Source organism: Undibacterium sp. GW821-FHT11B02 (assembly GCF_058808955.1).
Genome location: NZ_JBXASD010000009.1, coordinates 87,042 through 103,356, shown reverse-complemented (window position 1 = coordinate 103,356; position 16,315 = coordinate 87,042). Strand labels below are relative to the sequence as shown.

14 protein-coding genes are annotated in these 16,315 nt (G+C 51.7%); 6 read left to right on the top strand and 8 right to left on the bottom strand.

Features of this window, described 5'->3' with window-relative positions; genetic code table 11:
* Positions 1-18: 18 nt before the first annotated feature.
* Entirely contained in the window at positions 19-3,114 is a 3,096-nt protein-coding gene (locus tag AC1RVX_RS19690) for an efflux RND transporter permease subunit (protein ID WP_493218304.1), read from the bottom strand.
* Positions 3,111-4,289: an efflux RND transporter periplasmic adaptor subunit gene (locus AC1RVX_RS19685; RefSeq protein ID WP_493218303.1), complete on the bottom strand. Its 1,179-nt coding sequence runs from the start codon at positions 4,287-4,289 to the stop codon at positions 3,111-3,113. Before AC1RVX_RS19685 ends, AC1RVX_RS19690 begins: the two co-directional genes overlap by 4 nt.
* Before the next feature lie 253 nt (positions 4,290-4,542).
* Between AC1RVX_RS19685 and hpnC the strand changes: the two genes are divergently transcribed.
* The 3 genes from hpnC (at position 4,543) to AC1RVX_RS19670 (ending at position 6,676) form a co-directional block, all read left to right on the top strand.
* On the top strand, positions 4,543-5,391 hold the full coding sequence (gene hpnC / locus AC1RVX_RS19680) for a squalene synthase HpnC (RefSeq protein WP_493218302.1): 849 nt from the start codon (positions 4,543-4,545) through the stop codon (positions 5,389-5,391).
* A 271-nt stretch (positions 5,392-5,662) separates the two neighbouring features.
* On the top strand, positions 5,663-5,935 hold the full coding sequence (locus AC1RVX_RS19675; RefSeq protein ID WP_493218301.1) for a hypothetical protein: 273 nt from the start codon (positions 5,663-5,665) through the stop codon (positions 5,933-5,935).
* Between the two features lie 15 nt (positions 5,936-5,950).
* Positions 5,951-6,676, top strand: coding sequence for a M24 family metallopeptidase (locus tag AC1RVX_RS19670; RefSeq protein ID WP_493218300.1), 726 nt, complete (start codon positions 5,951-5,953; stop codon positions 6,674-6,676).
* Positions 6,677-6,858: 182 nt separating this feature from the next.
* On the opposite strand, the gene AC1RVX_RS19665 is transcribed toward AC1RVX_RS19670, so the two are convergent.
* Positions 6,859-7,710, bottom strand: coding sequence for a hypothetical protein (locus tag AC1RVX_RS19665; protein ID WP_493218299.1), 852 nt, complete (start codon positions 7,708-7,710; stop codon positions 6,859-6,861).
* Between the two features lie 316 nt (positions 7,711-8,026).
* Here AC1RVX_RS19665 and hpnD point away from each other — a divergent pair, with 316 nt between their 5' ends.
* Both hpnD and hpnE read left to right on the top strand, forming a co-directional pair.
* Complete coding sequence (hpnD, locus tag AC1RVX_RS19660; protein ID WP_493218298.1) at positions 8,027-8,860, top strand: presqualene diphosphate synthase HpnD; 834 nt, start codon at positions 8,027-8,029, stop codon at positions 8,858-8,860.
* A 4-nt stretch (positions 8,861-8,864) separates the two neighbouring features.
* Entirely contained in the window at positions 8,865-10,223 is a 1,359-nt protein-coding gene (gene hpnE, locus AC1RVX_RS19655; RefSeq protein ID WP_493218297.1) for a hydroxysqualene dehydroxylase HpnE, read from the top strand.
* A gap of 36 nt (positions 10,224-10,259) precedes the next feature.
* Here the strand turns inward: hpnE and radA are convergent, their stop codons facing one another.
* Positions 10,260-11,639, bottom strand: coding sequence for a DNA repair protein RadA (gene radA / locus AC1RVX_RS19650; RefSeq protein WP_493218296.1), 1,380 nt, complete (start codon positions 11,637-11,639; stop codon positions 10,260-10,262).
* A gap of 215 nt (positions 11,640-11,854) precedes the next feature.
* On the opposite strand from radA, the gene lplT reads away from it, so the two are divergent.
* Positions 11,855-13,117, top strand: a complete 1,263-nt coding sequence (lplT, locus tag AC1RVX_RS19645) for a lysophospholipid transporter LplT (RefSeq protein WP_493218295.1) — start codon at positions 11,855-11,857, stop codon at positions 13,115-13,117.
* A gap of 37 nt (positions 13,118-13,154) precedes the next feature.
* On the opposite strand, the gene AC1RVX_RS19640 is transcribed toward lplT, so the two are convergent.
* From AC1RVX_RS19640 to tsaB, 4 genes are read right to left on the bottom strand one after another with little or no spacing between them, the layout of a single operon-like run.
* Complete coding sequence (locus tag AC1RVX_RS19640; RefSeq protein WP_493218294.1) at positions 13,155-14,177, bottom strand: DUF1853 family protein; 1,023 nt, start codon at positions 14,175-14,177, stop codon at positions 13,155-13,157.
* Positions 14,132-15,109 carry a uracil-DNA glycosylase gene (locus AC1RVX_RS19635; protein WP_493218293.1) on the bottom strand — a complete coding sequence of 326 codons (978 nt, stop codon included), beginning with the start codon at positions 15,107-15,109 and terminating at the stop codon, positions 14,132-14,134. Before AC1RVX_RS19635 ends, AC1RVX_RS19640 begins: the two co-directional genes overlap by 46 nt.
* Positions 15,109-15,591 carry a ribosomal protein S18-alanine N-acetyltransferase gene (gene rimI / locus AC1RVX_RS19630; RefSeq protein WP_493218292.1) on the bottom strand — a complete coding sequence of 161 codons (483 nt, stop codon included), beginning with the start codon at positions 15,589-15,591 and terminating at the stop codon, positions 15,109-15,111. Before rimI ends, AC1RVX_RS19635 begins: the two co-directional genes overlap by 1 nt.
* A gap of 15 nt (positions 15,592-15,606) precedes the next feature.
* Positions 15,607-16,299 carry a tRNA (adenosine(37)-N6)-threonylcarbamoyltransferase complex dimerization subunit type 1 TsaB gene (gene tsaB, locus AC1RVX_RS19625; protein ID WP_493218291.1) on the bottom strand — a complete coding sequence of 231 codons (693 nt, stop codon included), beginning with the start codon at positions 16,297-16,299 and terminating at the stop codon, positions 15,607-15,609.
* Positions 16,300-16,315: the final 16 nt, after the last annotated feature.

The window sequence follows — 16,315 nt, the reverse complement described above, 5'->3', positions numbered from 1 at the left end:
AAACTATTTACACAAAGATCACGCGGGCTTCTTGACGCGGAACCACGCCGCATACAATGCTGGCAAGAACAGCAAGGTCAGTGCTGTCGCAATGATCAAGCCCCCCATGATGGCAACCGCCATTGGCCCCCAGAATACCGAACGTGACAAAGGTATCATCGCCAGGACGGCAGCAGCGGCCGTCAGGATAATGGGGCGGAAACGACGAACCGCAGATTCCACAATCGCATCCCACGGCGCAGCACCCTCGCGGATATCATGCTCAATCTGGTCGATCAGGATCACCGAGTTACGGATGATCATACCAAACAGGGCAATCACACCAAGCTGGGCCACAAAGCCAAATGGACGTTGCAAGATCAACAAGGCCATTGCCGCACCAGCCACACCTAAAGGCCCGGTCAGGAACACCAGCAAGGCACGTGAGAAGCTATGCAATTGCAGCATCAACAATGTAAAGATGATGAAGATCACCAACGGTACGTTAGCTGCAATCGATTCCTGCGCCTTACCGCTATCCGCTGCCGCACCGGCCAGTTCTATCTTGTAACCTGGCAAGAGGCTGGCGCGGATTTCATCTAGTTTCGGCGAAATCTGACTGGATACCGTCGGCCCTTGTATACCATCCACCACGTCAGACTGTACAGTGACGGCCCATTCGCGCCCCTCACGCCAGACCACGCCAGGCTCCCATACCAGGGCAATGCGTGCAACTTGCGATAAAGGCACATATTTACCGCTGGATGTCGGAATATTGGCGTTGCTCAGTGCCTCCACAGTAGAACGTTCGTCTGCTGGCTGACGTACTACGATGTCAATCAGTTTATTGCCGTCACGGAACTGCCCAACTGTCGTACCTGTCAGTATGGTGTTAGCAGCACGCATGACGGTTTGCGAAGTAATACCCAACATGCGCAACTTGTCCTGATCCAGATCTATCCTGACGACCTTCACCGACTCATTCCAGTTATCATTCACACCAACAGTATTCGCGTTGGCACGCATGACGGCTTTCACGCGATCAGCAATTTCCCTGACCTTATTCACTTCCAGACCAGAAACACGGAATTGCACAGGGTATGGAACCGGCGGTCCGTTCGGCAACAGCTTCACGCGACCACGAACTTCAGGAAAATCCTTTTTAAAGATATCAATAATTTTCAGGCGCAGCGCAGCCCGGGTCTTCAGATCCTTGGGCAGCACTACAATTTGCGATACGTTAGTCTGTGGAAAAATCTGATCCAGAGGCAAATAGAAACGCGGACTACCAGTACCAACGTAGCTGGTGACACTGTCGACGCCTTCCTGCTTCTGGATAAAGGCTTCAAATTTCTTGGCCTGCGCTTCGGTAGCTTCAAAGGATGAACCTTCAGGCAACCACAGCTCAACCATCAATTCCAGGCGACTGGAATCAGGGAAGAATTGTTGTTCAATAAACTTGAACCCGAACACACCCAGACTAAATACACCCAGGGTAATGATGATCGTGGTTTTGCGCCATTCCACACACCAGTTCACCAGCGCACGGAAACGACTGTAAAACGGCGAATCAAATATCTCATGCTCACTACCGCCTGATCCCCCATGGGGCTTCACCTTCAACAGCAGATAACCAAGGTAAGGCGTGAAAATAACCGCTGCCAGCCAGGAAATAATGAGTGCCAATGAATTCACCGAAAACATGGAGAAGGTGTATTCACCCGCAGCAGACTTGGCCAGACCAATCGGCAGGAAACCCGCTGCCGTAATAAGGGTACCGGTCAGCATTGGCATCGCGGTTGAGGTATAGGCGAAAGTCGCCGCATCAAAACGTGAAAAGCCCTCTTCCATCTTCCTGACCATCATCTCGACCGCGATAATGGCATCGTCCACCAGCAAACCCAGAGCAATGATCAATGCCCCTAATGATATCTTGTGCAGATCGATATCAAAAATACGCATGAACAGGAAGGTGATCGCCAATACTAACGGTATCGTCAGACCCACCACCAGACCAGGCCAGATATCCAGGCGGAATGGCTTGGTATGCAAGCCCAGCGCCAGGAAACTGACAGCCAACACGATGACCACGGCCTCGATCAGAGTATGAATAAATTCGCCGACGGATGAAGTCACCGCATCCGGCTGGTTGGATACCTGTTCGAGCTTGATACCAACCGGCAGTTTGGCCTTGATGATAGCAACATCACGCTGGAGATTTTTGCCCAGCTCAATGATATTGCCACCCTTTTCCATGGAAATACCAAGACCCACGACTTCCTTGCCGTTAAAGCGCATTTTGTCTTGTGGCGGGTTCTTGTATTCACGCTTGACGGTGGCAAAGTCGCCGAGGCGGAAAGTTGTCCCGTTAGCGCGCAATTGCAGGCTTTCCAGGTCTTTCACCGTCATCAAGGCGCCAGTTACGCGCACTTGCAGGTTATCACTGGATGTGGTCAATACACCTGTACCCTCGATACCGTTCTGAGAACTGATTTGCCCGACTACTGCGTCAAAGGGGATTCCCAGTTGTGAGAATTTTTTCTGGGAAAATTCAATATTTATTTTTTCGTCTTGCACCCCAAACAGCTCAACCTTGGATACGGAAGGAATGCGCAAGAATTGCTGACGAACAAAATCGGCATATTCTTTGACTTCCTCATACTTGAAGCCGTCACCAGACAGGGCAAAGATAGACCCATAGGTATCACCAAATTCATCATTGAAGAATGGCCCCTGCACGCCTGGCGGCAAAGTCGCCTTGATGTCGCCTATCTTCTTGCGCACCTGATACCAGGATTGCGACGTTTCTTTGGGCGGTGTCGATTCGCGCAATTGCAGAATGATCAGCGTTTCGCCTGGTTTGGAATAGCTGCGTATCTTGTCGATATATGGTGTTTCCTGCAGTTTTTTCTCCAGCTTGTCGGTCACCTGGTCCGCCATCTGCAAGGCAGTGGCACCCGGCCAGATCGCCCTGACCACCATGGCACGGAAAGTAAACGGCGGATCTTCATCCTGCCCCAGTTTGCTGTAACTGAGTATACCGCCCAGCAACAGCACAACTATCAGGTAACGCGTCAGCGGTATATGCTCAAGCGCCCATCTGGATAAATTGAATCCACGGGAAGAATCACTCATTTGGCAGCTCCCGCAGCAGCATCAGCCACTTTGGCAGGAGCTGGCGGTGTTGCCGGGGTCTCGACACCAAGGATAGTCACTTTCTGACCATTTTTCAGTTGATTGACACCTGCAGTCACCACCACCTGGCCCGGCTTGACACCACCGGAGAGCAAGATTTCCTCACCAGACGAACCGGCGACCTGTACCGGCACCAGCCTGACCACGCCAGATTCGACCACCCATACTGAAGATGCGTTCTTTTCCTGAAACATGGCGGTCAGCGGCACCTTGATCGCGCTGTTGGGATTTTTTGCATTGAAACTGACAAAGGCAGTCATGCCCAATTGCACATTCTTGACATCTCCACCCAGACTAACCTTGGCTGTAAAGGTACGGGTAACCGGATCAGCAATTGGGGACAGTTCTCGCAGCTTGGCAGGAATATCCTGACCCGGATTGGCCCACAGTCGCACATTCACATCTGTCATCTGACGAATGGAGTTGATCTTGTCTTCAGGGATGCCGACAACTACATCCAGATCACCAGTTTGGGCTACCCGGACTACCGCAGTGCCAGCAGACACAACTTGACCCACTTCCGCATCCAGACCGGTAACGACACCATCCACATCTGCTACCAGACTGGTGTAGCCAGACTGGTTGGCCTGGTTTTTATAGGCGGCCAGAGCCTGTTCATAGCTGGACTGGGCAGATTTGGCGGCCACTTCTTTGCCGTCCAGCACGGAAGCAGCAACAAAATTCTTGGAACGCAGGTCCTGATAGCGCTTCAGTTCTGCCAATGCCAGGTCACGATTACTTTCTGCTGCTGCCAATCCGGCTTTGGCCTGCATCTGGGCCAACGCCAGATCTTGCGGATCAAGCTGCATCAGCAACTGACCACGTTTGACCTCAGCACCGACATCAACCTTGCGCGAAACGATTTTGCCGGCAACTCGAAAGCCCAGACGCGATTCGATACGTGGCCTGACTTCACCCGGCAATTCGGAATTGATGTCGACATTGCTGGATGCCAGGGTAATCGTCCGCACCGGACGAATATCTTCGGTTTTTTCAGCAGGTTTGGAACAAGCCAGCAACAAGGTCGCAGAAGCAAGGGCGAAGGCGTAAGTGACAACGCGCCTGCCAGCCAACTGCCGCGCCTGAGAATGATTGGTAGTTTCTGGTATTAACACAGGAGTTTTCCTTTACTATGCAGGCTTTCCAAGCCGGGATGATACGAGTAGAAACTTAAGACGACGAATCTTGCAGGGTTCAGACAAGAATTGATTTTTTAAAATATTTTTCTGCTATCATCGAATAAATGACTTTACGGTTAGTAATTATAGTGAAGCATCCTGTTTTTGCCAATGACTTTTCAGTCATTAAGCTTTTTATTGAATTTTTGCCTATGTATCGCCCAAAATTAAGGCATATTGGGCACACAATATGAATCAACCGCAACCAAATATGCCTGCTGCCCCTACCCAGCCCTCCAAACATTACGAAAACTTCCCTGTTGCTTCCCTGCTCTTACCAGCCAGGTTACGGCCCGCAGTAAACGTGATCTATGCCTTTGCCCGCAGTGCAGATGATATTGCGGATGAAGGAGATGCCAGTGCTGAAGAAAGACTGCGTCAGCTAGCAAGCTATGAAGCCGAACTTGATGGCATAGAGAAAAATAGTAGCAGCGAATCGCCACTATTCAAGGCACTGGCCGGGGTGATACACAAATATAACCTGCCACTGCATTGCTTTCGTGACTTGTTGTCAGCCTTTAAGCAGGATGTGGTCACGACACGCTATACCGATTTCCCGAGCCTGCTGGATTATTGCGCACGCTCCGCTAATCCGGTAGGCACACTAATGCTGCATCTGTATGGCGAAGCCAGCGCAGACAACCTGCGCGATTCGGACGCCATTTGCAGTGCACTGCAAATCATCAATTTTTGGCAAGACGTTGCCATAGACTGGCAAAAAAAACGGATCTACCTGCCGCAGGATGATCTCAGCCGCTTTGGCATTGCCGAACAACAGATTGCCAACGGCGTGTTGAATGAAGATTGGCGCAATCTCATGCGCTTCCAGATTGCCCGCGCCAGAAACATGATGCTGTCCGGCAGCAACCTGGCGAAACGATTACCAGGCCGGCTGGGCTGGGAACTGCGGCTGGTTGTACAGGGTGGCATGCGCATCCTGGAAAAAATCGAGCAAGTGCAATACGATGTATTTTATCAGCGCCCCAAACTGGGCAAAACAGACTGGATAAGGCTGATATGGCGCGCCTGTCACATGTAAGATACGTGCTGAGCACATGTACGACATCAGTTGTCCGATACACATATCTAAACAGCTTTTTCTTGCAGATGTAAACAAACGCAACGATTGGTAACAAATCAATCCGAATTTATACGGATAGACATAGTAGTTATTGCAGAATGAACTTAAAATAATCTGCATGCACTAAGCATGATACGAATAGTAGTGAATCGCTAGTCACAACCATTTTCATGCATGCATTGCTGCCTTGAGCGCTGAATCTTCCTTCTACCGAAAACCGGAGCCAGTTTTGCCAACCTACATATACCGCAGTGCGCTGCTGCTTTGCCTGCTTTCCTTAAATGGCTGTACTGTCATCGCCATTGCCGATGCAGCAGTATCGACCACGGTCAAAGTTGGCAGCGCAGTGGTAGGTACGGCAGTAGATGTGACACGTGCCGGTGTCAGGGCAATTACCCCGGGCACCAGTGACAAGGCAGATGACGATGGTAGTAATACTGATACAGACAGCAATGCAGATAACGATGATGCCAGTGACCACCATCGCAAACCACAGCAATAAGACCGAGTAAACAGATTGTTCACCATCAAAGCCATCATGCCGACCGAAACACAAATTGAGCAACACCGTGTAGTCCAGGCTGCCGCCAAGGCGGTACTGGAACGTCTGGCCGATGTAATTACCGCCAAAGATACCGAACAAAGCATTGCCGACAAGGCCTATGCCATGTTGTGTGAATGCGGCTATGCCGACACCTGGTATCACCAGTGTCCGGCACTGGTTTTACTGGGGTCACGCAGTTGTGTCTCGATTTCTGGTCGCGATTACCAGCCTGGCACTGAACCTGTTGGCAACGCTAATCTGATCACCGTTGATCTTAGCCCCACCAATGAACAATACTGGGGCGATTGTGCCCGCTCTTTCCCGGTAGAACACGGCAAGGTCACCCATGCGCCCAAAATGCTGGAATTTCGCAACGGCTTGAGCTTCCTGAAGCACTTGCACGCACAAATGCCTGAAATGGTGACACCGAAAACTACTTTCGGCCAGTTATTTGACTGGGCCAACCTGCGCATACGCCAAAATGGTTTTGTGAATCTGGATTATCGCAATAACGTGGGTCACAGCATCGTTACCAACAAAGATGACCGTGAATACATACACTCAGACAACAAGATAGAACTGGGTGAAGTACCATTTTTCAGCTTTGAACCGTTTATACGTCTAAAAGGCGGCAAATGGGGCTTCAAACATGAAGGCATTTTCTACTTCAACAACTTGGGTCGACTGGAAGAACTGTAGCCCAAAGCCGTTACAACAACGCACCTCCCTAAATATTCGCGCCAGGCACTAAGCGCAGCAGCCTGCCCCCTTCTCATTTCCGACTCCACAGCTATGACATAAAAAAACAGCCATGGTCACCCATGGCTGTTTTTCATTTACTGCAGTTCATCAAAACCTGCACTGGCAGTGCAGGTACATGATCAGCTCTTGGCGCAAGTAACCGTGATATTAGTGGAGGCAGCAGCATTATTGATATCAACAACACCCGTACCATTGGCTACCGTACAGGTCTGGCCGCTAGGTTGGGTATCCACTGTTGCAACATAAGACGTACCGCTGAGCAGACTCCAGTTAAAGCCATATGTACCATCAACTGTGACCGAGAATTTATCAGCAAAGGCATTCGCCGTATTGGCCATGGTCAATATCGTACCCGCTGTCAGGCCCGTGACAGTAAATTTGACTGGCACCGCAGGCACACATGTTACGACAGACGTCAATGCAGCCGCCGGGTTAAGGATGTTGGCAGTACCTGTACCATTGGCAACAGTACAGTATTGCGCCGCAGGGGGGACACCAACAGCAATCGCATAAGCATTACCGTTCACAACATAATTAGGGAACAAGAAAGTTCCATTCGCAGCAACCGTCGCAGTCGTACCTGCACTATTATTTACCAGAACCAAAGAAGTACTATCTGCCAGGCCACTCAAAGTTCCGCCGATAGGAACGTTCGGGACGCAAGTAACGACAATATTATTGACCGCAGCCTCACTGGTCATTTTGCCTGTGCCGTTAACTACAGTACAGTTCACAGTATTCGGCTGTGTCAGGACAGTAATGGCATAGCTACCGTTGCTGGCAACATTGAATGAAAATGTGCCGTCTACACTCAGACTTTTTGTGTAATTTGCTTCGTTCCTCAATACAATAACATCACCGGTACCGAGACCGGTTACAGTACCACCCACCGTGGTATATACAAAGCCACCGCAACCAGCGAGGATAAGTACCAGGCAAGCTATAATTCCTAAAAGTTTCGATTTATTCAAGATATTCGTCCGGATTGATAGAATTTTTCCAAAAGCAACGCCCCCAAATTACGGAGCGCACTATAATGCGCCCACTATTATACGAGCTAGCGTTGCCAAAGGAGGCAATTCTTCATTGTGATTACATTCTGTTACGGCGCATATTACCATTAAACCAATTTTCATTTATCTAAGGCCCAGGAAACGATTGGTAAACGTCTTCAAGATAAACGCAGATATAAGTATGAACTTTGCCACAGTTTGCTAGCATTACGTCTTTTGGCTTTAGCAATCTCCCTTTAACCAGATTTCCCCCGATTAATCCAGACCATCCAGCATGTCTCCAGACGAATATTGCCAGCAAAAAGCTGCTCAAAGTGGCTCCAGCTTTTATTACAGCTTCCTGTTCTTACCTGTTGCAAGACGTCGCGCCATTACTGCGCTGTACGCCTTTTGCCGCGAGGTGGATGATGTCGTGGACGAAAGCACAGATGATATGGTGGCACGCAGCAAACTAGGCTGGTGGCGCAAAGAGGTTCAGGCCATGCTGGCGCAGCAACCTACCCACCCGGTGACCAAGGCCCTGTTGCCGCACATGGCGGAATACCAGCTTGATGGCGCACATCTGCAGGCCATCATCGATGGCATGGAAATGGACTTGAATCAGACCCGCTATCTGGATTTCGCCGCCCTGCAAAAATACTGCTGGCATGTGGCTGGCGTAGTCGGCATATTATCTGCCAGTATTTTTGGCATCAAGAATCCACAAACGCGCGAATTTGCTGAAAAACTTGGCCTGGCTTTCCAGATGACCAATATTATCCGCGATGTGGGCGAAGATGCGCGCAAAGGCAGGATCTATCTGCCAGTCAACGAATTGCAGCAGTTTTCCGTCACCGCAGCCGATATTTTGAACGCACGCCACAGCACACAGTTTGAAAGCCTGATGCAATTCCAGTATGAACGCGCACAACGGCTGTACGATGAAGCTTTCGCCCTGCTGCCACCAGAAGACCGCAAGGCACAAAGAACCGGCCTGATCATGGCAGCGATTTATCGTGCCCTGCTGGTCGAGATCCAGCGCGACGGCTTCCATGTGCTGAACCAGCGCATTTCACTGACCCCCATACGCAAGCTGTGGCTGGCCTGGAAAACCTACGTTCGTGGCTGATAGCGTGACCCAAACATCTGCCAAATCCATAGCCATTATTGGTGCCGGCTGGGCCGGTTGCGCCACTGCTGTTGAACTGGCACAAGCAGGCGTGCGCGTTACTTTAATAGAAGCCGGGCGCAATTTGGGAGGGCGTGCACGCGGTGTAAGCCTGCACGGCCATCAGCTCGACAACGGCCAGCACATCTTGCTGGGTGCTTATCGCGAAAGCCTGCGCCTGATGCGCAAAGCTGGCGTGAATCTGGATAAGGCACTACTGAAACTGCCGCTGCAAATGATCTACCCGCTGCATGAAGATGGCATGTGTTTCATTGCACCCAGGTTGCCAGCACCCTTGCATATGCTGGTCGCGCTTTGGAAGGCAACGGGACTAAGCTTTGCCGACAAGCAGGCATTGGCACGTTTTTCCACTACTGCACGCTGGATGGGTTGGCGTCTGCATGAAGATTGCAGCGTCAGTGAATTACTGGAACGTTTTGACCAGACAGAGCGCCTTTGCCGCCTGATGTGGAATCCCTTATGCATCGCAGCCCTGAACACCCCGCCAGAGCGTGCATCGGCCCAGGTATTTTTGAATGTACTGCGTGACAGCCTGGGTGCCAGCCGCGCCGCATCCGACATGCTGGTTCCCCGGGTCGATTTGTCTGCCCTGTTTCCCGAAAAAGCTGCGGCCATGGTTAGCAAACATGGTGGCCAGGTATTACTGGGGAATGCGGTACAGGCATTGCATCAAAATGCAGACGGCAAATGGCAGCTGGATATCAAAAACAACGAAACCGACACGACCAGGCTGCCAATATTTGATGCCGTCATCCTGGCCAGCGATTTCACCAATGCAGAACGGCTGATGCAGACCTTGCCCAGTCATACCGACAGCATGCCCGCCTTCACTTATGAGGCCATCACCACCTGCTATCTGCAATATGAGCATACCGTACGTTTGCCACACCCCATGCTGGCTTTGCTGGATGACCCCATGCAAAGCAAATGGGGGCAGTATGTGTTTGACCGCGGTCAACTGCATGACAAGCAAGCTGGCTTGCTGGCCGTGGTTGTCAGCGCATCGGAACAGGCATGCGCCATGGATCAACAACAACTGGCACAGGACATTGCTGCGCAATTATCCACCAGCCTCGGCATGCCCGCCCTGTTGCAACCATTGTGGCACAAATGCATTTCAGAAAAACGCGCAACCTTCAGTTGCACACCTGGACTGGAACGGCCAGACAATCAGACATCCAGCCCCGGCCTGTTTCTGGCAGGTGATTACACCAAAGGTGATTATCCTGCGACGCTGGAAGGCGCAGTGCGTAGCGGCGTTGCGGCCAGCAAGGCGGCACTGGCATTTCTGAAATCCAGGTAACTCTACTTAGCGTAACTTAGTGCAACTTAGCGCAACCTAGCTTGCATCATCAACTTCCCTTATCTTGGTCAACGCCTCTTCAATACGGTCGACACCGATAATCGTCAAACCTTCTATTTTCTGTTTGGGCGCATTCGACTTGGGTATCATGGCAATGGAAAAGCCCAGTTTGGCTGCTTCACGCAAACGTTCCTGCCCGCGTGGTGCTGGCCGTATCTCACCAGCCAGACCAACCTCACCAAACACCACCAGCCCGCGTGGCAAGGGTTTGTTACGCATGGAAGAATTAATCGCCAGCAGCACCGCCAGATCGGCAGCAGGTTCGGCAATCTTGACGCCGCCAACAGCATTGATGAAGACATCCTGATCAAAGGCCGCCACGCCAGCATGCCTGTGCAACACCGCCAGCAACATGGCCAGACGATTTTGCTCCAGTCCCACAGACAAGCGGCGCGCATTCGGCGCATGCGAACTGTCAACCAGGGCCTGTATCTCAACCAGCAAAGGCCGTGTGCCTTCTTGTGTGACCATGACGCAAGACCCGGCAACCTGGGTATCATGTTGTGATAAAAACAGGGCTGAAGGATTGGAAACCCCCTTCAAACCTTTTTCTGTCATGGCAAACACACCCAGTTCATTGACGGCACCAAAACGGTTCTTGATGGCCCGCACCAGACGAAAACTGGAATGGGTATCGCCCTCAAAATACAAAACCGTATCAACAATGTGCTCCAGCACACGTGGTCCGGCCAGCGCACCTTCCTTGGTGACATGACCGACCAGTATCATGGTGATATCCATGGTCTTGGCGACACGCGTCAACTGCGCAGCACATTCACGCACCTGGGCAACCGAGCCTGGCGCAGAACTCAGTGCATCCGAATACATGGTTTGTATGGAATCAATCACCACCACCTGCGGCTTGTGTTCCGCCAGGGTATTGAGGATTTTCTCCAGTTGTATCTCAGCCTGCAATTGCAAATCCTTGGCATCCAGCACCAGACGCTTGGCCCGCAACGCAATTTGCGCGCCGGATTCTTCGCCACTGACATATAGCACTTTCTTTATACGTGCCATATTCGCCAGCGCCTGCAACAACAGGGTTGATTTACCTATGCCCGGGTCACCACCTATCAAGACCACACCACCCGGCACCAGACCACCACCCAGCACCCGGTCAAATTCGTCAATGCCAGTACCAAAGCGCGGTACATCAATCGCTTCAATTTCAGCCAGGTTCAATACTGGTGCCGATTGTGCCAGCCCCTGCGGTTTGGCAGAAAAGCGATTACCAACAGCTTCTACGATTGTTTCAACCAGAGTATTCCACTGCCCGCAAGCCGGACACTGACCAGCCCATTTATTGACAACACCACCACATTCGGTGCAAGTGAAATTGGTTTTTGCTTTTGCCATTTTTAACGCTAAAAAGTTGTAGGACTGTCATATCAGAGTGACAGATGAAGCCACATGCCGAGTTTGATGCTGCTCAAACATGTCAACACAAACACTGATATTTTAACCAGTATCCATGATTTAGCTTGCCCTATTTCACAAATTTCCTGCAATTTTCATGGTATAAAGCTGCCAGTGACATTTTGTAGCAGGTAGATATAAAGCATGAATAAAGCATGAAGAGCGGTTTTTACACCATCATGGCGGCACAGTTTTTTTCATCACTGGCCGACAATGCCTTACTGATAGCCGCAATGGCTTTGCTGGCCTCCATGCACTCCCCAGGATGGATGCCGCCGCTGTTGAAGTTATTTTTTGTTTTGTCTTACGTTTTGCTGGCTGCTTTTGTTGGCGCTTTTGCAGATTCGCTGCCCAAGGGCAAGGTCATGCTGATGACCAATATGATCAAGGTCGGTGGCTGCGCACTGATGTTCTTCCACGTCCATCCTTTGCTCGCGTATGCGGTCGTGGGCTTTGGCGCTGCAGCCTATTCACCTGCCAAATACGGTATCCTGACTGAATTGCTGCCACCAGAAAAACTGGTCGCTGCGAATGGCTGGATAGAGGGGCTGACGGTATCATCCATCATCCTTGGTACGGTATTGGGTGGTGCACTGGTGAACCCGCGAGTATCTGCAGCACTGCTGCACTTTGACTTCCCCATCCTTGATTTTAATATCACAACACCATCTGAAGCTGCATTGTGCGTCATCACCGCCTGTTATGGATTGGCCGCCTTGTTTAACATGCGGATTCCGGATACTGGCGCACGCTACGAACACCAGCAACGCAACCCCGTCAAACTGATCGTCGATTTTGCCGGCTGCTTTACGGTTTTGTGGAAAGACAAGCTGGGTCAGATATCACTGGCGGTCACCACGCTGTTCTGGGGAGCTGGCGCAACACTGCAATTTATCGTCCTGAAATGGGCGGAAAGATCCCTGAATATGCAACTCGACAGAGCTGCCATCCTACAAGGCGTGGTGGCGGTCGGCATCGCTCTGGGTGCTGTAGCTGCAGCCCGCTTTGTACCTCTGAAAAAATCATTGAGCGTCATGCCACTGGGTGTAGCCATGGGTCTGGTCGTGACCACCATGGTGTTCGTACATAGCGTCTGGATTGCCTATCCCCTGCTGATACTGGTAGGCGCGCTGGCCGGTTATTTCGTGGTTCCCATGAATGCCCTGCTACAACATCGCGGCCATGTGCTGATGAGCGCCGGGCATTCCATCGCAGTACAAAACTTCAATGAAAACCTGTCGGTACTGACCATGCTGGCGTTGTATGCGCTGATGGTATCGCTGAACCTGGATATTTTGGTGGTGATCGTCCTGTTTGGCATGTTCGTTGCCAGCACCATGTATCTGGTGATGCGCAAGCATGCAGCCAACCAGCGTGAATTTGATTCGCTCGCGCTGATAGGTGAACACAAGCACTGATTTCCGCTATACGACGCGCCTGCGCGGCGCGTCACCTTCAGGGTCGTTTGATTTCCGCAGCCCGCATAAACCAATTGGCTGGCACAACCATGCCACGCCGGCATTCCTGCATCAGCCCTTCATTTTCCTGCATCAGGGCCAGCATGACAGGCGTTTGAGTCAGGCTAAAACTGTCTTGAATCGCCGCCACTACCTGGGCTTTATCCTGCGTCTGACCTGGCGATACCTGCGCTGGTGCCAGCCAATCCAGCCTGTCCAGTATCAGTGCCTGATTAAAATCCAGCGACAGCAATTCTTCTCGCGTCCAGATCAAACCACGGCAATGGCTGGCGTTCAAGCCTGGCAAGCTAGCTTGTTGATGCGGCAAACCTTGCTCCCGGTAAAACAACCAACCAAGTACCAGTGCCTGCGCGGCAGTCACCGTCTGCGGCAACAAAGGCTGCGCCAGTGGGTGATGCGACAACTGTAATTGCTGATCAATAATCTTGCTGATTTTTGCGCCCAGGCTATCCGCCAGGTTCGGCCCCAAAAAATCATGCAAAACCGCTGGCTTGCCCGCCGTCATGGCAGCATCCGTCATGTGAAACAGATAAAACTTGGTTGCCAGTTCCAGATGCAGCAAGCAGCCATTCATCTGTAACAAGAAATCAAATTCACCTATGGTATTGGCCCCCTTGTTATGCACCTGCAAGCCATGCGCATGCAGCAAGCCATGGGCTTGCAGATAAAACTCAAACAGGGTTTCAGCATACAGACCCAGCCGGCGATGCGAATGCCGGCCCAGCAATGCCAGCAAAGCAGCCGGATCATGATCCAGTGCTTGCAACCACTGCTGCAAGTTAGCCGCATCATTCACTGGCGGCTGGGCGATGGCCCCATGCCATAGGGGTGACTGCGCATCCAGCAAGCCTGGAGCTGTCAGCATCCAGGCCAGCGCACGCACATGGGGGTTGTGCAAATGTTGCCACTGTTGATGGAAATCAGCCTGATAGCTATCCATGTGTGGTTTGTATATCAGGCGGCAGGCATGGCTTGCATAGCCATACACAAATCCACCCATGCCTTGCTTTTATCTGCTGGCTTGCGCAACAAATAAGCCGGATGATAAGTCACCACCAGCGGGATATCATTGAAGTGATGCAACCTGCCCCTGAGCTGCCCTACCGGCGTTTCCAGATCCATGCCCAACAGCGATACCGCTGCCGTCTTGCCCAAAGCGACGATCACTTGCGGCTGTATCAGTGCAATCTGTCTGTGCAGATAGGGCAGGCAGGCAGCGATTTCATCGGCAGTGGGTGGCCTGTCCTTGCCGTTTTCATCGGTTGGGCGGCATTTGACGATATTCGCAATATACGTCTGATCACCACGCGCCAACCCCAGCGCTTTCAGCATATTGTCGAGCAATTGCCCGGCAGCTCCAACAAAAGGCAAGCCTTGCAGGTTTTCATTGTAGCCAGGCCCCTCGCCAACGAACAACCATTTGGCATGACGATCACCAGTACCGAACACCGACTTTGACCTGCCCTTGCACAGGCCGCAGGCACGACAGGTTTCAACAAGCGGCTGCAATACCTCCCAGGACATAGTGGATACCGACAAGGTGTCTGCATCAGCTTCTGGCGCTGCTTCTGGCACTGTTACTGGCGCTATCACTGGTTTTGCTTCTACCTGCGCTGCCGGTTGCAGCGGTATTACGTCTTCTGGCGGCAATATCTGCGGGCGCGTTTGCTGCTCCACAGGTTCTGGCGTGACAGCTTGCTGTAACACTTGCCGCTCACTGACTACAGATTCAACTGGATCCACGGCTGGAGGCATACTCAGTTCAACAACTGCTGCTTGTCGTGGTTTAACGCCGGCTACATCAAGCGGCAAACGCGCCACAACAGGTGTCGGCGCATCCGCTGGTACATCAGCATTGTGTCGCAACTGCCAGACAGGGCCTATCCCCAGTTCCTGCAACATACTATGACGATGTTGATCAGATACTGACATCAGCAAGCCCTCCGCATGACGATGGCATCTTCTCGCTGCTCATCCTGCGCTGGGTAATAGCCCTTGCGCACACCAATGGCGGCAAAGCCCGCGCTTTCATACACAGAGATAGCACGCGCGTTGCTGCGCCTGACTTCCAGCAAGATGGATACATAGTGGCGTTCATTCGCATAATCGAACAATTTATCGAGTAATAACTTACCCTTGCCTTGCCCCTGATGCGGCAAGTCCACAGCAAAATTCAAGAGATGCAATTCATCCACAATTGGCATCACCACAAAATAGGCAAACAATTCCTGCTCTGCATCGCGAAAGCCATAGGCTTCATAGCCGCTCAACAGCGAATCGGTAAAATTACCCCGCGTCCACGGATGGGTGTACACCCGCTCTTCTATAGTCAGTATTCTATCTATATCGGCATAACCGAGCTTGCACAAAGCAGGTAAGGTGTTTAATGCGTGTAAGGCGGGCGTCAAATTCATCACTCTCACAATCTCTCAGCCCAGCGCTTTGGCCAGTTCCCGCTCGGCCGTGGTCAGTGCAATTTTGTTTCGCAAATACAGAGGTTGCGCCTGCTCGGGCGGCAATTGCAAGCCTGCCTGCAATGCAATAAGCCCCAGTGTTGCGACCTGGGCTGCATGCGGCATGCACACCTGGCTGTCTGCACCGACAGCAATCGCTTCCGGCAAAACAACCCCATGACCAAGTACATAGGCAGGAGCCGCAAAACTAACCAGTGGAAAGACATCATCAAGACGCGCCAGCGCTGGTGCCGATACGACTTCCCAGCCATTGTCGATAAAGCGATATTGCGCCCAATAGACTTCATTCATGCGCGCATCCAGTATGCAAACAAATTCGGCAAAGTTTTTTTCACCTCTGGCAGCTTCTGCCATCGCCAGCAGACTGACCACCGGCAAAACCGGCAAATCTGCACCATACGCCAGCCCCTGCACAATGCCACAAGCCGTGCGTATGCCGGTGAATGCGCCAGGCCCACACCCAAAGGCAATGGCAGCACAATCCTGCAAGGCAACGCCAGCTTCTTTCAACAAAGCCTGGATGGCAGGCAAAATACCCTGAGAATGCGTTTGTACACCAGAAAGCTCGCGCAGATACAGGCGACCGTCAACCAACACAGCTGCCGTCGCCAATTCAGTAGAAGTTTCAATTGCTAATAAAATAGTCATGCCCGTATTTTACCGT